Source organism: Sulfitobacter sp. DSM 110093, assembly GCF_022788715.1.
Taxonomy (GTDB): Bacteria; Pseudomonadota; Alphaproteobacteria; order Rhodobacterales; family Rhodobacteraceae; genus Sulfitobacter.
Genome location: NZ_CP085167.1, coordinates 731,865 through 751,327, shown reverse-complemented (window position 1 = coordinate 751,327; position 19,463 = coordinate 731,865). Strand labels below are relative to the sequence as shown.

Sequence of the window (19,463 nt, the reverse complement as noted above, 5' to 3'; positions counted from 1 at the left end):
CCCGGCAGTATCACTTCTCGGTAAACTTCAACTCAATCCGCCGGTTTTGCGCCCGCGCGGCTTCGGTGTCGCCTTCGGCCACGGGCTGATACTGGCCAAAGCCATTGGCCGCCAAACGATCCGGCGCGATGCCGAGGAAATTGACCATATATTTGACGACCGACAGCGCGCGGGCTTGGCTCAGTTCCCAGTTATCCGCAAACTCCCCAAACCCCGAAAGGGGTACGTTGTCGGTATGACCGTCGACCCGGATCACCCAGTCAATCTCGGTAGGGATGTCGCCGACAACACTGCGCAAAATACCCGCTACTTTGGCGATCTCGGCTTGGCCGTCTTGGCTCAACACCGCACTGCCCGGCGCAAAAAGAACCTCGGAGGAGAAGACAAAGCGGTCGCCCTCAATCCGCACGCCTTCTTGATTGCCCAGAAGGTTGCGCAGACGGCCAAAGAATTCCGACCGATACTGCGCCAGATCCTTGCTTTCCTCTTCCAAACGCTTGCGCTCTGCCGCTTCCAATTCGGCGCGGCGGCGCTCTTCGGCTGCGACCCGCGCCAGTGCGGTGTTCAACTCTGATCCCAGCGATTGGAGTTCAACCGATTTCGCCGCATCCCGCGCCACGGCATCATCCAAAAGCGCCTGAAGATTGCCCAGTTGCGCGCGCAGTTCCGCGACTTGCTGGTTCAGCAATTCGGTCTGCCGCTGCGCCTCGGCGCTCACGGCTTTTTCCTCGGCCAGTGTCTGTTCGGTCTGCGCCAACAGTGCCGCGCGGCGTTCGGCGGCGGTGGTCTTGTCTTCTGCCAGTGTCTCGGCGGCGAGCTTTGCAGCCAGCGCCTGCGCCAGCCTTTCGCGCAAGTCAGCTTGATCGCCACTGAGCGCATTGCCTTCATCTTCAAGCACTTGCACGCGACTTAATGCCTCGGAAAGCCGTGCGGTCAAGTCCTGTTCGGTGACCTCCGCCTGCGCTAATCGCGCCCGCAGGTCTTCTTCGGTGCCCATGGCCGCATCAACCTGCGCCTCGAGCGCCGCGCGCTCGGCTTCAAATTCTGTACCGCTCTGCTCAAGGGTCTCCATCCGCAACAGGGCGGCGGCCAGTTCTGTATCAAGATCACTGCGCGCCGCACGGGCAGCGGCTAGCAAGGTCAGGGTATCTTCCGCTTCTTTCCGCTGCGCCTCAAGCGCGAGGGTCATGGCGGTCAGTTCCGCATCAGCATTCTCCAACCGTTCACGCAGCGCCTGCGCCGCTGCGGCTTCGGCGAGACGCGCGGTTTCTTCCTCGCTCAGCGCTTCTTCCGCCTCGGCCACCTGCGTATTCAACGTGGCAACTCCGGCCTCTGCCTCGGCATTCTGCACGCGCAGGTCGGCGACCAACGCATCCAACGCTTCGCGTTTCGCCGCAGCCAGACGGGCCGTTTCGGCCTGCGCATTAATCTCATCACGGGCGGTACTGAGCGCGAGGTTCAACGCCTCTTGCTCATCCAGCAACTCAGCTTCGCGGTTTTCCAATGTACCGATACGGGCCTGATCCGTCGCCTGCGAAGCCAACAGCGCCGCAACGCGCGCCTCGAACCCAGTGATCTGCGCCTCTGCGGCCTTAAGGGCCGCGTCCTGTTCTTCACGCTGTGTCGTTAGTCCGGCAATCACGGCCTCTTGGCGTGACACTTCATCCTGTGCGTCATTCAGCGAAGCGTTGAGCGCACCAAGCCGCGCCTCCAACCGCGCGCTGGTACGCTCCTCCACCCCAAGCGCTTGGGCAAGGGCCGCGACCTCTCCGGCCAGTTCGTTCAATTCGTTTTCTTGCCCGCTGATGCGTTCGGTCAACACGAACTGCACGACCATAAAGATCGTCAGCACGAACATCAGCACCAGCAAAAGCCCGGTCATCGCGTCGACGAAACCCGGCCAGATGGACCCCTGAAACCGCGTACCTGACCGCCGGGAAAGTGCCATTACTGGTCCCCGCCACCGGGTGCTTCACCGGCGCGCAAGCGGCGTGCATCCGGCGCGCGTTGACCCGAAAGCGCCTTGGCCAGCAGTGAAATATCCTTGCGAAGCTCGGCCATGGTTTCCTGCCGCCCGGCAGAAATCTCTTCCAGAATGCGCAGCATCTGGACGTCGATAGAGCGTAGCCGCATCCGGCTTTCCGCATCGATCCCCTCGCCCGCGACCTGCCCCTCAAGAACCGAGACAAGACGCTCTTGCCCTTCGGCCACCCGCGTCAACGCCGGGCCTGTGGGATCTTCACGCTCCATCCTTGTGGTCATCCGGTCCACGGCATCGGCAAGCTTGCCCAGCTTGTCGTCCACCATGGCGCGACTGATATCGGATTGGGTGAACATCTGCTGCATCTCGCCCATCTGTTCGACCATCTGATCCATCACGCTGGCCATGATGTTCTGGTCGCCCACATCGTCCCCGGAGGTCAGACCGACCCGCGTGATGGAACTCAGCCAATCTTCCAACTCTTGATAAAACCGGTTCTGCCCGTGGCCCGCGAAAAGCTCCAGCAGCCCTACGACGAGTGAGCCCGCAAGCCCCAAAAGCGATGAGCCGAACGCCACGCCCATGCCGCCCAGCTGCGCCTCAAGCCCGGTCATCAGGCGGCCAAAGACATCGACGCCCGCCTCCCCCTCACCCGGGGCCAGCGAGCGGATCGTATCGACAACCGCAGGCACCGTCGTGGCAAGCCCGTAGAAGGTACCGAGAAGTCCGAGGAAAATCAGCATGTTGACGATATAGCGCGTGATCTCCCGCACTTCGTCGATACGCGAGGCGACAGAATCAAGGATCGACCGGGTCGAGGCCGTGCTCACCTGCATCCGCGCGCCACGCTGGCGCAGAAGCGATGCCAAGGGGGCCAGAAGTTGCGGCGGCTGCGCATCTGGTTCGGAGTTGTCAGCAGCGAAATCCTCGATCCAGCGGACCGAGCCGATAAGCTGCGTCACCTGATAGAAACAGGCCAGCACGCCGACGACGAAAACAAAGATGATGACCCCATTAAGCCATGGGTTCGCGGCAAAGATCGGCAGCACACTGGGCAGCGCCAAAAAAGCGCCTACGCCGGTCAATGCCAATACGATCAGCATCAGAGAAATCTGACGCACCGGTTGTGAAAACTGCGGTTTTGCCTTGCGGTCTGGCTGTGCCATGCGGCCTTTCCTGACCCTTTGTTCTGCTCTCGGCGCAGCTTACACTGAAACGGCGCGGAGTTGCCAAGTTTTTATGAGGCCAAAGCCCTTACACGGTCATGCAACCACTCCAACGCGGGGTCATGCAAGCCCACATCAGAAAGATGCACGGCGGTGTTGATTAAATACTCGGTATTTGGCCCGCGTCCGCCTACGGCGCGGGCAATGATCCGGGCCTGTTCTTCTAGGGGCAAGCCGCCGCAGTATTGGTCATGCGCCGCGTCGATCACATAGGTCACCGCCTCCACGTCGCGGCCATCGGTCAGATGCACGGTGAGGTTTTTCTCCACATAGGCCGAGGAGATCAACTCACGTTCGCGCAGATAGTCCAGCGTTTGCGCCTCATGCCCATCGGTCACGCGCATCGCCATGCCTTCGCAGGCAGAGCGGACAGATTCGTCCAGCGCCAACACCAGCCCCGGCTGTTCGACCGTGCCGCGGTGGTGGATCGAGCGCATGCAGAACGACCGCGCATAGCCCGGCAGCGTGGCGATCACGCTTTCCGCCACCTCGAAACCGGGGTTCCACAATAGGCTGCCATAGCCGAATACCCACATTGTCATGCTGCTGGTCCTTTCTATTGGCCTTCGGTAAACCGCATCTGAAGCACGATTTGAAGGGCTATCAAGATGCGTAAACTGGTTTGGTTGCTGATTCTGCTCGTGGCGCTTTGCGGCGCGTGGTGGGCCGCCGCCACGACGCAGATGCAAAGCACAGTGAACGCGTTGCTCGACAGTCGTCGTGCGGCGGGTTGGGATGTGACGCTCAAAGATATCGGCAAAGCAGGTTTTCCGCTAACCCTGCAAAACCGGCTGAGCGGTCTTTCAGTGGCTGAACCGAACCAGAGCATTGCATTTGAAGCGCCGCAGCTTGATCTTTCTGCCCCTGTCTGGTGGCCCGGTGACCTGTCGGCACGGGCCCCCGTGGCCCAAGCAGCTTTCCCAGCCGGTGCGCTGCCCTTGGTTTTGAACATGCGCAATATGCAGGCGGATCTAGACCTGCATCCCGGCCTATCACTGCAACTTGAGCAGATAGAGGCCCGCAGCACGTATCTGGAGGTCAATGGTCCCGACGGGCTTTTGCTAGAGGCCGAAGAATCGCGTCTGCGGGTCACACAATCCTCCGACGCGGCGAATGAGTATAACATCGCGGTGCTGCCGGGCAGGATCACCCCCGGCCCGCTGCTCCGCAGGGTGTTGGGCGAGCCAATTGCCCAACCCGGCGGGCAGCCAATCCTGTCAGCGCGGATGGCCGTGACCTTTGCCCGCGCGCTGGACCGCCATAGCGCGATGGGTGACCCCCTGCCGCAGATTGAGGCGCTGACGGTTGAGAGTGTCGATGCCGCGTGGGGCGATGTGGCGCTGGCCACCGAAGGGGCGCTGACCTTTGACGCGCAGGGCATTCCCGATGGGGTTTTGAGCCTGCGCGTTACCAATTGGCCCCGGCTGCTTGACGCAGGCGAACGTTCAGGTTTTCTGCCGCCGTCCATGCGCGGTCAGGTTAATACCATGTTGCGGTTGCTTGAGGCACGCGGCGGCACGCCCGGGGGACTTGATCTTGATCTGGTTTTTGCCGAGGGGCAGATGGTGCTGGCGGGCATCCCACTTGGCGCGGCACCTCGGTTGATCCAACCTTAAACCGGGCCTCAACGGCAATAACTGCCGCTGCGATACCGCGCCGTGTCGAAATGAAAATGGTCTTGGTGGAAACGGTCGGATTCAGGGCCAAGTACGGTGCCGAACGGGCCACATGCGCCCCGGTGCATCCGCCGCATCGCCTTGCTGCTGCGCCGCGCCCGCCATCCCTTAAGCACAGTGATCGTGCTGCCATCCGCCAGTTCAAACCCGGAAATGTCGATCGCTCGGCCCTTGCCGTGTTCTGAAATTTTGCCGCCCTTACGGTTGTTGCGCGTGCGACAGGCGTAATGCGCCGCGACCCGCAGCTCCTTCAAGCCGCCGCCCTGCCCTGCCAAAGCGGGCACCGCCGATTGCCGCACCCATGTATCGAGCGCCTTGGCCGTCGTGCAATCCATCACTGCGGCGTTGCTGAGCTTGATACCAGAGACCGAGCGCACCTTGACTGCGTTCTCGATCCCGCAACCGCTGATCTTGCCCGGCACCCGGCCCACCGGCTCGCCTTGGATCGCCAGATCGCCGCAAACCGCCCCTTTGGCCAGCATCTGCTGGCGCGCGCGGGCGGCTTTCTCAACCTTGCGGCTGCGCAGAAAGGGCCGAGAAGAGGATTCTAGCCCGCGACCACCCTCGGCAGCAGCTCGGGCCGCAGGGTCACGTTTGGGCTGTTCAATCGCGCCCGAGGGGACAACGATCACCGGCAGCGTATCGCCATCATCCCGCGGCACCGGGCGTTGCGAACTGTCCGGCCCCGCGGCCAGGGCCATCTGCCCCAGCACAATCAGCGGCAGGACAGCCCAGCCCTTCATGCCTTGCGTGCGCCCCGGCCAAAATCGGGCGCATCGGTATCTTGCCCCGCCTCAATAATGCCGCGCCGGATCGCGCGGGTCCGGGTGAAATAGGCGTGCAGATGATCGCCGTCGCCCGTGCGAATGGCGCGTTGCAGGGCGAAAAGTTCTTCGGTGAAACGGCCAAGGATTTCCAGCGTGGCGTCCTTGTTGGTTAGAAAAACATCGCGCCACATGGTCGGATCGCTCGCTGCAATCCGGGTGAAGTCCCGAAAACCGGCGGCGGAATATTTGATGACTTCGCTGTCGGTCACCCGGCGCAGGTCGTCGGCCACGCCCACCATCGTATAGGCGATGAGGTGCGGCGCATGAGAGGTAACCGCAAGCACCAGATCGTGATGCTCGGCGTCCATCTCTTCGACATTGGCGCCCGCCCCTTCCCAGAGCGCACGCAGCCGGGCGATGGCGTCCTTGTCTGTCCCCTCGACCGGGACCAGCAGACACCAACGGTTGTCGAAAAGCTCGGCAAAGCCACTACGCGGGCCGGAATGCTCGGTCCCTGCCAGCGGGTGCGCGGGGATGAAATGCACGCCTTCGGGCAGATGCGGCCCCACCTGCGCGATCACGTCGGCCTTGACCGAACCTACATCCGTCACCGTGGCACCGGGGGCCAGATGCGGCGCGATTTCAGCGGCGACGGCCCCCATGACGCCCACCGGTACGCAGAGCACCACCAGATCGGCCTCCTTAACGGCTTCGGCGGCGCTGTCGCAGACGCGGTCGCAAAGGCCGATCTCGCGCGCGGTGGCGCGGGTCTCATCGCTGCGGGCATAGCCTGTGATTTCGCCCGCCAGACCACCGCGTTTCATCGCCCAAAACAGCGACGACGCAATCAGCCCTAGCCCGATCAGGGCGACCCTGTCATAAACCTGTGCCATCAGCGCACCCCCTTGAACTGCCGCACAGCATGAACCACGCGGCGGCAGGCGCTTTCATCCCCGACGGTGATGCGCAGGCATTGCGGCAGGTTATACCCCGCCACGCGCCGCACGATCAGCCCTTGGGACTTGAGGTAGTCGTCACAGGCCTCGGCTTCGGCCTGATTGGCGAAACGTGCCAACACGAAATTGGCACAAGAAACATCCGACGGCACGCCAATTTCGGCCAGCGCATCGGCGAGCCATGTGCGCCAGCGGGCATTCTCGGCCCGGCAATGGTCGGTATAAGCGCGGTCCCTGATCGCAGCCTCGGCAGCAGCAAGTGCTGCCTGCGAGAGGTTGAACGGCCCCCGCACGCGGTTGAGCACGTCGATCACATGGGCGGGTCCATAACCCCAGCCGATCCGAAGACCGCCCAGACCATAAAGCTTGGAGAACGTCCGCGTCATCACCACGTTGTCGCGGCGGTCGACCAGCTCGGCCCCGCCGTCATAACCCTCGACATATTCGGCATAGGCTCCGTCGAGCACCAAGAGCGCCTGCGGCGGCAGCCCATCAGCCAGCCGCTCAATCTCTGCCAGACCAATCATCGTGCCGGTGGGGTTGTTGGGGTTGGCAATGAACACCAGCCGCGTCGCATCGGAACAGGCGGCAAGGATCGCATCCACATCAGTGACCCGCTCACACTCAGGCACCTCAACAGGCGTGGCCCCGGCGGCGAGGGCAGAGATGCGGTACATGGCAAAGCCGTGTTCGGTGTGCACCACTTCGGTCCCCGGTCCGGCATAGGCTTGGCAAAGGAAGGCGATGATTTCATCCGAGCCCGCGCCGCAGATGATCCGCGACGCATCAAGGCCCAGTACCTCGGCGATGGCGGCGCGTAGCGCGCTATGATCGGAAGACGGATAGCGATGCAGGTCATAGGCCGCGCGGCGGTAGGCTTCGACGGCGGCAGGGCTTGGCCCCAGCGGGTTTTCGTTCGAGCTGAGTTTGACCACGTTATCAAGGCCCGCGACATGCGCCGCACCCCCTTGGTAAAGGTCAATCTCCATAATGCCCGGTTGCGGTGCGATCTGTGTCATCTCGCTCTTTTCCTCACGCTACTGCCGCCCTTCTATCGGGGCGACAGCGGTGATGCCAGAATCATTCTGCATCCGCGCTTCCGCCCAGCAGTCTGTTGCATCGCTGCGCCCCAGCCCTGCCCTGCGCAAAGAAAAAGGCCGCGCAGTCTGCACTACGCGGCCTTTCGATTGTCGACTGGCGAAGAAACTTAGTTCTTCGCGTAGAATTCCACGACGAGGTTCGGCTCCATGACAACGGGGTACGGCACGTCGCCAAGGCTCGGTGTGCGCACGAAGGTTGCTGTCAGTTTAGAGTGATCCGTCTCAAGGTAGTCAGGCACGTCACGCTCGGGCAGCTGAACCGCTTCGAGAACGGAAGCCAACTGCTTGGAACGGTCACGCACTTCGATCACGTCACCCTCTTTCACGCGGTAGGAGGGGATGTTCACTTTCTTGCCGTTCACACGAACGTGGCCGTGGTTCACGAACTGGCGCGCGGCGAAAACGGTCGCAACGAACTTGGCGCGGTACACAACGGCGTCCAGACGACGCTCCAGAAGACCGATCAAGTTTTCACCTGTATCGCCTTTGACACGCTCGGCTTCGCCATAGATGCGGCGGAACTGCTTTTCGGTCAGGTCGCCGTAGTAGCCCTTGAGCTTCTGCTTGGCGCGCAACTGGATACCGAAATCGGAAATCTTGCCCTTACGGCGCTGGCCGTGCTGGCCGGGGCCGTATTCACGACGGTTCACTGGGGATTTTGGACGGCCCCAGATGTTTTCGCCCATGCGGCGGTCTAGTTTGTGCTTGGCAGCTGTGCGTTTGGTCACGGCTGTTCTCCTTTATAAGGCCCCGAGGGGCGGTAAAGGGCGTTGTCCTTTGGCCGAAGCCCGACAGGATTCCCCTTGCGGGGTCCACCAACACCAATGAAGGGGCGCTTATACGGTGCCATGGCCGGGAGTCAACGGGGGATTTCAGCGAAGACGATACGCCCTACCCTAACGCGCCATCGCCGCACAGGGGCCATGGCGGTGGCAGGTCAGGATATGATCGTTCACCAGCCCGCAGGCCTCCATCCACGCATAGGTGATCGTCGGCCCACAGAACTTGAAACCAGCTTTCTTCAAGTCTTTGCTCACCTGTTCTGACAGCGCAGTTTTCGGCGGCACCTCAGCCTGTGTGGCAAAGCCGGGCTGCAACGGCACCCCATCCACATAGCGCCACATGAAGTTGTCAAAGCCCTCGCGTGCCTCTAGCTCCTGCCAAGCACGGGCATTGGTGATCGCGGCTTCGATCTTGCCCCGGTGGCGGATGATGCCCGGATCGCCCAGCAGGCGCGTGACATCCGCCTCGCCCCATTCGGCGATCTGATGCGGATCGAACCCGGCGAATGCAGCGCGGAAATTGTCACGTTTTTTAAGGATCGTGATCCAGCTTAGCCCGGCTTGAAACCCATCGAGGATGAGCTTTTCCCACAACGCACGGCTGTCATATTCGGGCACACCCCATTCGGTGTCATGGTAGGCTTGGTAAATCGGGTCATCCCCGGCCCAGTCACAGCGCTGCATCTTAACCCTCCCGCGTGATCCACCGCGGAAATCACCGCTGATTAAGACCGTGTTATCACCTTTGCGCCCATACCCTAGGCAGGACAGAAAGAAGAGTACCGCCGTGCCCCGCCGATTCCAACGCCCTATCGCCGATATCCCCCCCGGTGGGGACAGCCCGCTTAATCATGCGGTAACGCAACGCGATGCCGCGACGCTGGAAATGGTGCGCGACGCCGTGGCACACCATCAGACCTTATTGGCCTTTCAGCCGGTCATGCGGGCCAGCGATCCGACGCGCATTGCCTTTCATGAAGGTTTGATCCGCCTGCTTGACCCTACAGGCCGTGTGATCCCGGCCAAGGACTTCATGCCAGCGATTGAGGATACGGAAACCGGGCGGCAGGTGGATGTCCTGGCCCTGCGCCTTGGGCTGAACGCGCTGCACCACCACCCCGGACTGCGGCTGTCGATCAATATGTCGGCCCGCTCCATCGGGTATCACGAATGGAACCGCGTGCTGCGCCACTGGCTGGCCCGCGATGCAACTTTGGGAGAACGGCTGATCCTTGAGATTACCGAAAGCTCGGCCATGATGGTGCCGGAACTGGTGGCGAACTTTATGGATCAATTGCAGCCCTATGGCATCTGCTTTGCCATGGATGATTTCGGCGCGGGGCAAACCGCGATCCGCTATTTCAAGGATTTCTACTTCGACATCCTGAAACTCGACGGGCAATTTATTCGCGGCATCGCCACGAACCCGGACAACCGCGCCTTGACCGCCGCGCTGATGTCGATCGCCACTCATTTCGACATGCTCACCGTGGCCGAATGCGTGGAAAACGCGGCTGACGCAGCAGTCCTTGTCGAGATGGGTGTCGACTGTTTGCAGGGCTACCATTTTGCCGCCCCCACCACCCGGCCCGCCTGGCTTGGGTTCGACCGCATGCGCGCCACAGGCTGACCGCAAAAAAAGGGTAACGCCATGTCGGCAGCGTGCTGCCTGTTCAGTTGCCGCGTTGTGGCGCATCCGCTATCACTGCCTTTAGAGGGACGGGAGCGCCCACGCCCGACGATGGCGCGTGTCGGTGTGCCCCCGCCCAACAAGGTAGAGGAAAGTCACATCATGACCAATGTCGTCATCGCATCCGCCGCCCGTACCGCCGTGGGCAGTTTCGGCGGGGCGTTTGCCAATACACCCGCCCATGATCTGGGTGCCGCCGTTCTAAAAGAACTGGTGGCCCGCGCCGGGGTCGACCCATCCGAAGTTTCTGAGACCATTTTGGGGCAGGTCCTGACCGCCGCGCAGGGTCAGAACCCCGCGCGTCAGGCACATATCAATGCGGGCCTGCCGAAAGAAAGCGCCGCTTGGGGCATTAACCAAGTCTGCGGCTCGGGCCTGCGCGCCGTGGCATTGGCGGCCCAGCACATCCAACTGGGTGATGCGAGCATCGTCGCCGCCGGTGGACAGGAAAACATGACCATGAGCCCCCATGCGCAAAACCTGCGTGCGGGTCAGAAAATGGGCGATCTGCAGTTCATTGACACGATGATCCGCGACGGTCTGTGGGATGCCTTCAACGGCTACCACATGGGCCAAACCGCCGAAAACGTCGCCGAAAAATGGCAGATTTCCCGCGACCAGCAGGATGAATTTGCCGTCGCGTCGCAAAACAAGGCCGAGGCCGCGCAAAAAGCTGGCAAATTTGCGGATGAGATCGTCGCCTACACGGTCAAGACCCGCAAGGGCGAGACGGTCGTCGATCAAGACGAATACATCCGCCACGGTGCCACTATGGAAGCGATGCAGAAACTGCGCCCCGCTTTTGCCAAGGACGGCTCGGTTACTGCGGCCAACGCCTCGGGCCTGAACGACGGTGCAGCCGGTGCCCTGCTGATGAGCGCGGACGACGCCGAAAAGCGTGGTATCACCCCGCTGGCACGGATCGCCTCCTACGCCACCGCCGGCCTCGACCCGTCGATCATGGGCGTCGGCCCCGTCTATGCCTCGCGCAAGGCGCTTGAGAAAGCAGGCTGGAAGCCCGAAGATCTGGATTTGGTCGAAGCCAACGAAGCCTTCGCCGCACAGGCCTGTGCCGTGAACAAGGAAATGGGCTGGGATCCGGAAATCGTGAACGTCAACGGCGGTGCCATTGCCATCGGTCACCCGATCGGCGCCTCCGGTGCGCGCGTGCTCAATACCCTGCTGTTCGAAATGCAGCGCCGCGGGGCCAAAAAAGGTTTGGCAACGCTGTGTATCGGTGGCGGCATGGGTGTTGCCATGTGCCTTGAGCGCCCCTAAGACTATATTCGGCGCGCAACTTTATTGCGCGCCGAAACATGCAGTTGCAAGAACATTACCTTGAGGGAGGGATCACATGTCACGCATCGCTTTGGTCACCGGAGGCAGTCGCGGCATTGGCGCGGCTATTTCGACCACGCTGAAAGACAAAGGCTATACCGTCGCCGCCACCTATGCGGGCAACGACGAGGCCGCTGCGAAATTCACCGAAGAAACCGGGATCAAGACCTATAAATGGAACGTGGCGGATTACGACGCCTCCAAAGCTGGGATCGAACAGGTCGAAGCCGATCTTGGCCCTATCGAAGTGGTCGTTGCCAACGCAGGCATCACCCGCGATGCGCCTTTCCACAAGATGACCCCCGACCAGTGGAACGAGGTCATCGCGACCAATCTCACCGGCGTTTTCAACACGATCCACCCGGTCTGGCCCGGCATGCGTGAACGCAAATTCGGGCGCGTGGTCGTGATCTCTTCGATCAACGGGCAAAAAGGCCAGTTCGCTCAGGTTAACTATGCCGCCACCAAGGCAGGCGATCTAGGCATCGTTAAATCACTGGCCCAGGAAGGTGCGCGCGCGGGCATCACCGCCAATGCGATCTGCCCCGGCTATATCGCGACCGATATGGTCATGGCCGTGCCCGAAAAAGTCCGCGAAAGCATCATCGCGCAGATCCCCGCAGGCCGTTTGGGAGAGCCCGAAGAGATCGCACGCGCGGTCGCCTTTCTCGTCTCCGATGACGCGGGCTTTATCAATGGTTCGACCATTTCAGCCAATGGCGCGCAATTCGTCGTGTAGCCGACGCGAACATTCAAATCGAAAAGGCCAGCCCTTCGATGGGCTGGCCTTTTTCATATTGGCTAGGGGAAGAGTTTACTCGCAGGTCTTTGCGGTCCTAAATACGTGCCAATCAACGCAAGGCTGCCGTCCCGCCAGAACGGAACGACAGCCATCGAAAAAGAGCATCAGCTCTAGTTCAGGATTAGCTCGATAGGCGGCTAATCTCCTCTTTCAAACGCAGTTTTTCCTTCTTCATGGAAGCCACTTTTAGATCGTCCGAACCGGGGGCGCGTTGAGCGGATTCAACCGCCTCACTCATCGCCTGATGCTTGCGCTTCAGGGTGTCCAGATGTGCGTTCAAAGCCATACAATCCTCCATGATTGGTGTTTAGAAATTCAGTGGACCACAGCATGACCCACAAGTCACGCAGCACCGCAGCATAGGGATGAAGTTGGTAAAAATATGCTTAAGAAACGGGATAAACCAGCGGCGCACCGCTGCGCAGGACCGCTTCGATTTCGGGCACATAGCTTTTGCCATCACCCTCATGCCGCGTGCCGAGATGCATGGCATAGCTGTGATGCAATCGGAATGCGCCCCGACCGTTCTTGCGGGCACGCAAGAGAATCAGCTCTGGCAACCGCCCGACCCGCGAGGCCAAGGGCAGCACTTCGACCGATCCCATCTCATGCGGCAGTGCCGCCAGAAGCTCGGGCAGCCGTTCCGCGCGGTGGATAAAATGCGCCTGCCCTTTGGGTTTCAGCCGTTTCGCGGCGATGCGGACCCATTGTCGCAGGGGCGTCGCTTCGCCCAAGGCAGTCTCTCGTCCCGGATCGCGTGACTGGACCGAAGCGGCGCGGTCAAAATAGGGCGGGTTGGCCAGCACGTGATCAAATTGCCGTTGGCGTAGATGTAGGGGCATGTCGGTCAGGTCCGCTTCGACCACCTCCAACACATCTCTGCCATTGCGTCGCGCGAGATCGGCGTAGGCAGGCTGCACCTCACACCCCGTCAGTATCAGCCCCGGCACCCGCGCGCCCAAGCACAGCACCGCGGCACCCACCCCACAGCCCAGTTCCAGCACGCTTTGCCCCGCCGTCGCCTCAACACTTGCGGCCAGCAAAACCGGATCCACCCCGGCGCGATAGCCCCGCCCTCGCCGCGGCTGCCATAGGTGCAGCTTGCCGCCCAGAAAGGCGTCACATGTCAGATCATCTTCGGCAAAAAGGCTCACAGCCCGAGGGGAATCTCATTGTCGCGCATCACCCGCAGGGCGGCGTCGTGATCGTCGGGATGCACCATTAAGCGGCGCGGGAAAATTCCGATGCCCCCTTCGAGCACGCTCATGTTTACGTCCATTTCAAAGCAGTCTATATCCTCCCCTCTGAGAAGGGCGGTGGCAAAGGCGATGATGGTCATGTCGGTGCTGCGCAAAAGTTCCTTCATATCAAAGATGTAGAGCCGGATCACCGGCATGTCGAGCGGGACGTGGGAAATGACAATGAAAAGTGATGCAACGATGAAACCGCACGACCGCATGGCGGCCTATTTGGCCGATGATATGGATGCCGTCAGCGCGCTGATCCGCGAGCGGATGGCGTCAAAACACGCGCCCCGCATCCCCGAAGTCACCGCCCATCTGGTCGAGGCTGGCGGCAAGCGTCTACGCCCGATGCTGACGCTGGCGGCAGCGCGGATGTGTGACTACGACGGCCCCTATCACATCCATCTGGCCGCTACGGTGGAGTTCATCCACACCGCGACGCTGCTGCATGACGATGTGGTAGACGAAAGCGCCCAACGGCGGGGGCGGCCCACGGCGAACCTATTGTGGGACAACCAGTCTTCCGTGCTGGTGGGCGATTACCTCTTCGCCCGCAGTTTTCAGTTGATGACCGAACCGGGTTCGATGCCCGTCATGCGCATCCTGTCCAATGCTGCTGCAACGATTGCAGAGGGCGAGGTGTTGCAACTGACTGCGGCACAGAATCTCGCCACCGATGAGGCCATCTATCTGCAAGTGGTGCGCGGCAAGACGGCGGCGTTATTCTCGGCCGCGACCGAAGTGGGCGGCGTAATCGCTGACGCGCCAGAAGGTCAGGTCAAAGCGCTTTACGACTATGGTGACGCGCTTGGCATCGCATTCCAGATCGTCGATGACCTGCTGGATTATCAAGGCGATACCGGCGCCACAGGCAAAAACGTGGGCGATGATTTCCGCGAGCGGAAGCTGACATTGCCGGTGATCAAGGCCGTGGCCAAGGCCGACGCGGAGGAACGCGCCTTTTGGGTGCGCACCATCGAAAAGGGCAAGCAGGAGGATGGTGACCTCGACCATGCGCTCATGCTGCTGAACAAGCACGACACGCTGACCGCGACGCAGCGCGATGCCTGTGACTGGGCGGAAAAGGCCAAAGCGGCGCTTGCCCCCCTGCCCGACCATGAGTTGAAAGACATGCTGATCGATCTGGCCGACTACGTCGTCAGCCGGATCAGCTAAGCGGCCAAGACAGGCGCGGCGGCGACCCACCAATTGGGCGCGGCGGCGCTGATGCGGTTGGCGGCGGCCTCAGCCTCAGCTGCGGTTGCATAGATGCCGAAACAGGTCGCGCCCGAGCCTGACATACGCGCCAGGGCCGCATCATGCAGCGCCCCTAGGCAAGATGCGATGACAGGCTCCCTTGCGATGGCCGGGGCGGCGAGGTCATTGCGCTGTAGGCGCAGGAAATCCACGAAATCTGCCAAGTTGACGAAGGGCGGAATCACCTCTGGCATAGGCGGTTGGTTTTTGTCCGACAACGCCGAGAAGACAGCAGGCGTCGGCACGTCGACACCGGGGTTCACCAGCACCAAGTGACAGGTCGGAAGCGACGTCTGCGGCGTAAGAATTTCCCCCACGCCCTGCATCCGCTGCGGACCTTGAGAAAGGCAAACCGGCACGTCGGCCCCCAGCCGAGCTATCTCCTTTGGCAGGGCCAACCCCCAATGCAGTGCCAGCAATTCCAACGCCGCCGCCGCATCGGCAGAGCCGCCACCGATCCCCGCAGCAGCCGGTAGATGTTTGACCAGATGCAGCGCCGCCCCACGCCCCGCGCCCGCATCCAGCATCTCGGCGGCGCGGAGTACAAGGTTGCGTGCGTCCGTGGGCACACCTTCAGCGCGGGGGCCGCTGACGCTCAGGCTCAGCGCATCGGCGGGTGTCACATGCAGCGCATCGCCTACACCGGCCCGGACCACGAGCGAATCCAACAGGTGATAGCCGTCTGCGCGCTGCCCGGTGCAATGCAGAGTCAGGTTAATCTTGGCCCACGCCATCCGCGACGCAGCAGCGCCGGGGCCAGCGGGGGCGGCAACTTCCGAACGGCTCATTCCTCTGCGGCAACCTTAAGCGGCGGCGCGCCTTCCTCTGAGAGCACGGCATCAAGGCCGACGTCCAGCTTGCGGCGCATCCGCTCTGGGTCAGCCTCCGACTCGGCATCGGTCAGGTCAACGAACGACAACGCCCGGCGCCACTGAAACTCGGCCTCGCGGATGCGGCCCACGGCCCAGTAGACGTCTCCGAGGTGGTCGTTCACCACCGGGTCTACCGGCTCCAACTCAACCGCGCGCTCCATCTGCTCCACCGCTTCGTCATAGCGGTCCAGACGATAGAACACCCAGCCCAACGAATCGACGATATAGCCACTATCAGGGCTCGCCGCGACCGCGCGTTCGATCATGTCCAACGCCTCGTCCAAGCTGCGCTGTTGTTCGACCAATGAATAGCCGAGATAGTTCAAGACCTGCGGCTGCTCGGGGTTCAGTTTGAGCGCCGCGCGGAAATCAGCCTCGGACCCTTCCCAATCGCCACTGCGTTCCTTGGCGATGGCGCGGGCGTAGAACAGCACCCAACGGGCGCGGGCTGTTTCGGCGGTCAGGTCAATCGCCTGATCGTAAGAGGCGATGGCTGCCTCATAGTCTTCCTCGGCCCGCAGCATGTCGCCCAGCGTGGAATGTACCACGGCCAGATCACCATGGCTCCGCGCAAGCTGCTCCAACACTTCGATGGCCTGCGCGGTCTTACCTGAGCGGCGCAGCGCTTCGGCACGGCCCAACTCGGCGGCGTGATAGGCGGGGCTATTGGCAGGCAGGGATTTATACTCGGCAATCGCCAGATCATGCTCGCCGAGGTTTTCCAAAAGGCTCGCCGTCAGCAGCAACGCATCGATATGATCGGGGCGCAGGAAGCGGGCGATGCGCGAGTAGAGCAGCACATAGTAATCGCCCGCCGCCTCGTTGCGCAGAACGGCGGCGAAGGTGAAGAACACCTCGGCCATCCCGGCTTGGGCGTCGGGCATATGGCTGAAGGGTGCGGGCGTGTCTTGCTGCAAGGATTCGATCAGCCGCGCAATCTCTGGATCGGTGTCATCACCAAAGCCGTTTTTGAGCACGGCCAGCGCATCATCGCTGCGACCCAATTGGCCCAGAATCTCAGCATGGGCCATCACTCCGCGTCGGGTTTGACCCGCCGCCCCTGCCGCATCACTGGCAAAGATCGCCTCAGCTCCTTCGAAATCCCCCACGCTCGCCAGCGCCAAGGCTTTGTGGTACATCACAAAACCCTGCATCCCGGCCTCTTCGCTCAGGCTGTCGAATGCAGCCATTGCAGCGGTCACATCGCCCGCACCCATATGCGCCCATGCCTGAACCAGTCCGCCGACCCACGGACCAATGGCTGACGTGTCACGCTCTAACAATGCGCTGTAATCGCCCTCTTTCGCCATGCCGGCGACGAGTGCCATCTCCGCCACTTGGCTCTTGGTGCCAATGGTAATCATGCTGCGCGCCAGCGGCAGTGCTTTTTCCACCCGCCCAAGCGACAGGTAGGACAACACGGCGCTTTCCATCAGCTCGATATTCTTGGGATCACGCGCCAGCGCCTCGGTGTAATAGCGCGCGGCCTCGGGGTAGTCGCTGTTCACAGCCGCATGGCGCCCCGCCAGATAGGGGCCCGCGATCGACTGCGCCATCAGAGGCGCAGAAAGGCCGATGCAAAGCGCCGCAACGCTGGTGAACCCTAGAACATTCCGAAACATGCAAACCGCCTCATATCGCTTTGCGCTCAGGCTATCACCTCTGGGCCCGTGTGCAATGGCGCGGCCCCGATGAAGCATGCCGCTGACGAGATTTCGCCGATTCAGATACAAAAAAGGACCGACCCGCCCTCGCGTATCGGTCCTTTCAACGTGCCTTATGGCGACCCGTTTACATGTTTGGATAGTTTGGCCCATCGCCGCCCTGCGGGGTGGTCCAAACGATATTCTGCGTTGGGTCTTTGATGTCGCAGGTCTTGCAGTGAACACAGTTCTGGAAATTGATTTGGAACCGCGTCTCGCCTGTTTTGTCATCCTCGACGAACTCATAAACACCCGCCGGGCAATAGCGTGCCGAAGGGCCCGCGTATTTCGGCAGGTTCACCTCAACCGGCACCGATGGGTCTTTCAGCGTCAAATGCGATGGCTGGCTTTCCTCGTGGTTAGTGAAAGAGAAGGCCACATTCGTTAGACGGTCAAAGCTGAGCTTGCCGTCGGGTTTGGGGTAGTCAATCTTCTTGTGCTTATCCGCAGGCTCGGTCGCCTCGGCATCCGATTTGCCGTGGCCGAGCGTGCCCAAAAGCGAGAAGCCGAGCGTGTTGGTCCACATGTCAAAGCCACCAAGCGCCAGCGAAGCGGTGAGCCCGTATTTCGACCACAGCGGCTTGACGTTACGCACTTTCTTAAGGTCTTCGGCAATCGGACCTTCGCGCACGTCCGTCTCATATTCGGTCAGCTCATCACCGCCACGACCCGCTTGGATCGCGGCATAGGCGGCCTCAGCCGCTGCCTTACCCGAGAGCATAGCGTTGTGGTTGCCCTTGATGCGCGGCACGTTGACCATGCCGACCGAACAGCCCAGCATCGCCACACCGGGAGCCACCATCTTGGGCATCGATTGATAGCCACCCTCGGTGATCGCCCGTGCGCCGTAAGCCACACGTTTGCCCCCCTCAAGCAACTCAGCCACCATCGGGTGATGCTTGAAGCGCTGGAATTCCATGTAAGGGAACACATGCGGGTTCTTATAGCCAAGGTGAACAACGAAGCCGACGTAAACCTGATTGTTCTCAAGATGATAGATGAAAGACCCACCGCCCGCATTGCTGTTCAGCGGCCAGCCCATCGTGTGGGTGACGGTACCCTCGCGGTGCTTGGCAGGGTCGATCTCCCAAATCTCTTTCATGCCGAGACCGTATTTCTGCGGCTCTTTACCCTCGTCCAATCCGTATTTCGCGATCACCTGTTTGCTTAGGCTCCCGCGCACACCTTCGGAGAGAAAGACATATTTGCCGTGCAACTCCATGCCCGGCTCATAGCTTGGGCCCGGCGTGCCGTCAGCCTGACGGCCCATCTCACCGGCAACAACGCCTTTGACTTCGCCGTTCTCGCCGAACACGAGTTCAGAGCAGGCCATGCCGGGGAAGACTTCGACGCCCAGTTCCTCGGCCTGTTCGGCCATCCAGCGACAGACATTGCCCATGGAGACGATGTAGTTCCCGTGGTTTTTCATCAGCGGTGGCATCGGGAATTCGGGGATGCGCAGCTTGCCCGCCTCGCCCAGCAGATAAAAGTTGTCTTCTTTCACCGGCACATTGATCGGCGCGCCTTTTTCTTTCCAATCAGGGATCAGCGCATCCAGCCCGCAGGGGTCAAGCACCGCACCCGACAAGATATGCGCGCCCACTTCCGAGCCCTTCTCAAGCACCACAACATTGCAATCGGCGTCCAACTGCTTGAGCCGGATCGCAGCCGACAGGCCAGCAGGCCCGGCGCCGACGATTACAACGTCATATTCCATCGCTTCGCGTTCAATCTCGGCCATCTTTTGGTGCTCCCTCACGGCAAATTCGGTTTGGATTTGGCTAAACCACCGCCGCGCGCAATGCAATCGCGACCCTGCGTTTATTGCGCAAAACATGGCCTCAGCGACATAACATGACGCGCGACCCGTCAGGCCGCCAATTCATTCCCCATCAAATAGCGCGATTGGTGACCATTTCACCACCACGATGATCGTGGTCATATTGCCCTGGCAGGATAGGATTGACGGCATCCAACCGCCGATCGCGGGGCCGTTAGGCACTTGCAATTGGCGGCCAGTTTGGGTCAGGTAACTGCCAAGTTAACACGCAATTGGCCGCCCCCCGGCG

19 protein-coding genes are annotated in these 19,463 nt (G+C 61.3%); 5 read left to right on the top strand and 14 right to left on the bottom strand.

Annotated features, from left to right (window positions below):
* Nucleotides 1–10 precede the first annotated feature (10 nt).
* The 3 genes from DSM110093_RS03595 to DSM110093_RS03585 all read right to left on the bottom strand — a co-directional run bounded on the left by DSM110093_RS03595 (nucleotide 11) and on the right by DSM110093_RS03585 (nucleotide 3,749).
* Nucleotides 11–1,948 (bottom strand): peptidoglycan -binding protein, encoded by a 1,938-nt coding sequence (locus DSM110093_RS03595; RefSeq protein WP_243266723.1) that lies wholly within the window; start codon nucleotides 1,946–1,948, stop codon nucleotides 11–13.
* The gene (locus DSM110093_RS03590; protein ID WP_243266722.1) at nucleotides 1,948–3,147 is read right to left on the bottom strand and encodes a biopolymer transporter ExbB; all 1,200 of its coding nucleotides are present in this window, start codon (nucleotides 3,145–3,147) and stop codon (nucleotides 1,948–1,950) included. The genes DSM110093_RS03595 and DSM110093_RS03590 overlap by 1 nt, the downstream gene beginning before the upstream one ends.
* A 71-nt stretch (nucleotides 3,148–3,218) precedes the next feature.
* The gene (locus DSM110093_RS03585) at nucleotides 3,219–3,749 is read right to left on the bottom strand and encodes a gamma-glutamylcyclotransferase (RefSeq protein ID WP_243266721.1); all 531 of its coding nucleotides are present in this window, start codon (nucleotides 3,747–3,749) and stop codon (nucleotides 3,219–3,221) included.
* 66 nt (nucleotides 3,750–3,815) lie between these two features.
* On the opposite strand from DSM110093_RS03585, the gene DSM110093_RS03580 reads away from it, so the two are divergent.
* The gene (locus DSM110093_RS03580; protein ID WP_243266720.1) at nucleotides 3,816–4,823 is read left to right on the top strand and encodes a DUF2125 domain-containing protein; all 1,008 of its coding nucleotides are present in this window, start codon (nucleotides 3,816–3,818) and stop codon (nucleotides 4,821–4,823) included.
* A gap of 8 nt (nucleotides 4,824–4,831) precedes the next feature.
* Here the strand turns inward: DSM110093_RS03580 and DSM110093_RS03575 are convergent, their stop codons facing one another.
* The 5 genes from DSM110093_RS03575 to DSM110093_RS03555 all read right to left on the bottom strand — a co-directional run bounded on the left by DSM110093_RS03575 (nucleotide 4,832) and on the right by DSM110093_RS03555 (nucleotide 9,172).
* Nucleotides 4,832–5,626 carry an extensin family protein gene (locus tag DSM110093_RS03575; RefSeq protein WP_243266719.1) on the bottom strand — a complete coding sequence of 265 codons (795 nt, stop codon included), beginning with the start codon at nucleotides 5,624–5,626 and terminating at the stop codon, nucleotides 4,832–4,834.
* Nucleotides 5,623–6,543, bottom strand: coding sequence for a prephenate/arogenate dehydrogenase family protein (locus tag DSM110093_RS03570; RefSeq protein ID WP_243266718.1), 921 nt, complete (start codon nucleotides 6,541–6,543; stop codon nucleotides 5,623–5,625). Before DSM110093_RS03570 ends, DSM110093_RS03575 begins: the two co-directional genes overlap by 4 nt.
* Nucleotides 6,543–7,625, bottom strand: a complete 1,083-nt coding sequence (gene hisC, locus DSM110093_RS03565; RefSeq protein ID WP_243266717.1) for a histidinol-phosphate transaminase — start codon at nucleotides 7,623–7,625, stop codon at nucleotides 6,543–6,545. The genes DSM110093_RS03570 and hisC overlap by 1 nt, the downstream gene beginning before the upstream one ends.
* 188 nt (nucleotides 7,626–7,813) lie before the next feature.
* Nucleotides 7,814–8,434 carry a 30S ribosomal protein S4 gene (rpsD, locus tag DSM110093_RS03560; RefSeq protein ID WP_243262335.1) on the bottom strand — a complete coding sequence of 207 codons (621 nt, stop codon included), beginning with the start codon at nucleotides 8,432–8,434 and terminating at the stop codon, nucleotides 7,814–7,816.
* A 168-nt stretch (nucleotides 8,435–8,602) separates the two neighbouring features.
* Nucleotides 8,603–9,172 (bottom strand): DNA-3-methyladenine glycosylase I, encoded by a 570-nt coding sequence (locus DSM110093_RS03555; protein WP_243266716.1) that lies wholly within the window; start codon nucleotides 9,170–9,172, stop codon nucleotides 8,603–8,605.
* A 103-nt stretch (nucleotides 9,173–9,275) separates the two neighbouring features.
* Between DSM110093_RS03555 and DSM110093_RS03550 the strand changes: the two genes are divergently transcribed.
* From DSM110093_RS03550 to phbB, 3 genes are all read left to right on the top strand, one after another.
* Complete coding sequence (locus tag DSM110093_RS03550; RefSeq protein ID WP_243266715.1) at nucleotides 9,276–10,118, top strand: EAL domain-containing protein; 843 nt, start codon at nucleotides 9,276–9,278, stop codon at nucleotides 10,116–10,118.
* A gap of 162 nt (nucleotides 10,119–10,280) precedes the next feature.
* Complete coding sequence (locus DSM110093_RS03545) at nucleotides 10,281–11,456, top strand: acetyl-CoA C-acetyltransferase (protein WP_243266714.1); 1,176 nt, start codon at nucleotides 10,281–10,283, stop codon at nucleotides 11,454–11,456.
* 76 nt (nucleotides 11,457–11,532) lie between these two features.
* Nucleotides 11,533–12,255, top strand: a complete 723-nt coding sequence (gene phbB, locus DSM110093_RS03540) for an acetoacetyl-CoA reductase (protein WP_067942768.1) — start codon at nucleotides 11,533–11,535, stop codon at nucleotides 12,253–12,255.
* 184 nt (nucleotides 12,256–12,439) lie between these two features.
* Here the strand turns inward: phbB and DSM110093_RS03535 are convergent, their stop codons facing one another.
* The 3 genes from DSM110093_RS03535 to DSM110093_RS03525 all read right to left on the bottom strand — a co-directional run bounded on the left by DSM110093_RS03535 (nucleotide 12,440) and on the right by DSM110093_RS03525 (nucleotide 13,684).
* Nucleotides 12,440–12,604, bottom strand: a complete 165-nt coding sequence (locus tag DSM110093_RS03535; RefSeq protein ID WP_243266713.1) for a DUF465 domain-containing protein — start codon at nucleotides 12,602–12,604, stop codon at nucleotides 12,440–12,442.
* A gap of 100 nt (nucleotides 12,605–12,704) precedes the next feature.
* Nucleotides 12,705–13,472 (bottom strand): methyltransferase, encoded by a 768-nt coding sequence (locus DSM110093_RS03530; RefSeq protein ID WP_243266712.1) that lies wholly within the window; start codon nucleotides 13,470–13,472, stop codon nucleotides 12,705–12,707.
* Nucleotides 13,469–13,684 (bottom strand): DUF2007 domain-containing protein, encoded by a 216-nt coding sequence (locus DSM110093_RS03525; RefSeq protein WP_040700850.1) that lies wholly within the window; start codon nucleotides 13,682–13,684, stop codon nucleotides 13,469–13,471. Before DSM110093_RS03525 ends, DSM110093_RS03530 begins: the two co-directional genes overlap by 4 nt.
* A gap of 55 nt (nucleotides 13,685–13,739) precedes the next feature.
* On the opposite strand from DSM110093_RS03525, the gene DSM110093_RS03520 reads away from it, so the two are divergent.
* Nucleotides 13,740–14,738, top strand: a complete 999-nt coding sequence (locus DSM110093_RS03520; protein ID WP_243266711.1) for a polyprenyl synthetase family protein — start codon at nucleotides 13,740–13,742, stop codon at nucleotides 14,736–14,738.
* On the opposite strand, the gene DSM110093_RS03515 is transcribed toward DSM110093_RS03520, so the two are convergent.
* From DSM110093_RS03515 to DSM110093_RS03505, 3 genes are all read right to left on the bottom strand, one after another.
* Nucleotides 14,735–15,607 (bottom strand): 4-(cytidine 5'-diphospho)-2-C-methyl-D-erythritol kinase, encoded by an 873-nt coding sequence (locus tag DSM110093_RS03515; protein WP_243266710.1) that lies wholly within the window; start codon nucleotides 15,605–15,607, stop codon nucleotides 14,735–14,737. The genes DSM110093_RS03520 and DSM110093_RS03515 overlap by 4 nt on opposite strands.
* Complete coding sequence (locus tag DSM110093_RS03510; protein WP_243266709.1) at nucleotides 15,604–17,313, bottom strand: tetratricopeptide repeat protein; 1,710 nt, start codon at nucleotides 17,311–17,313, stop codon at nucleotides 15,604–15,606. Before DSM110093_RS03510 ends, DSM110093_RS03515 begins: the two co-directional genes overlap by 4 nt.
* Before the next feature lie 169 nt (nucleotides 17,314–17,482).
* Entirely contained in the window at nucleotides 17,483–19,135 is a 1,653-nt protein-coding gene (locus DSM110093_RS03505; protein ID WP_243266708.1) for an electron transfer flavoprotein-ubiquinone oxidoreductase, read from the bottom strand.
* Between the last annotated feature and the right edge of the window lie 328 nt (nucleotides 19,136–19,463).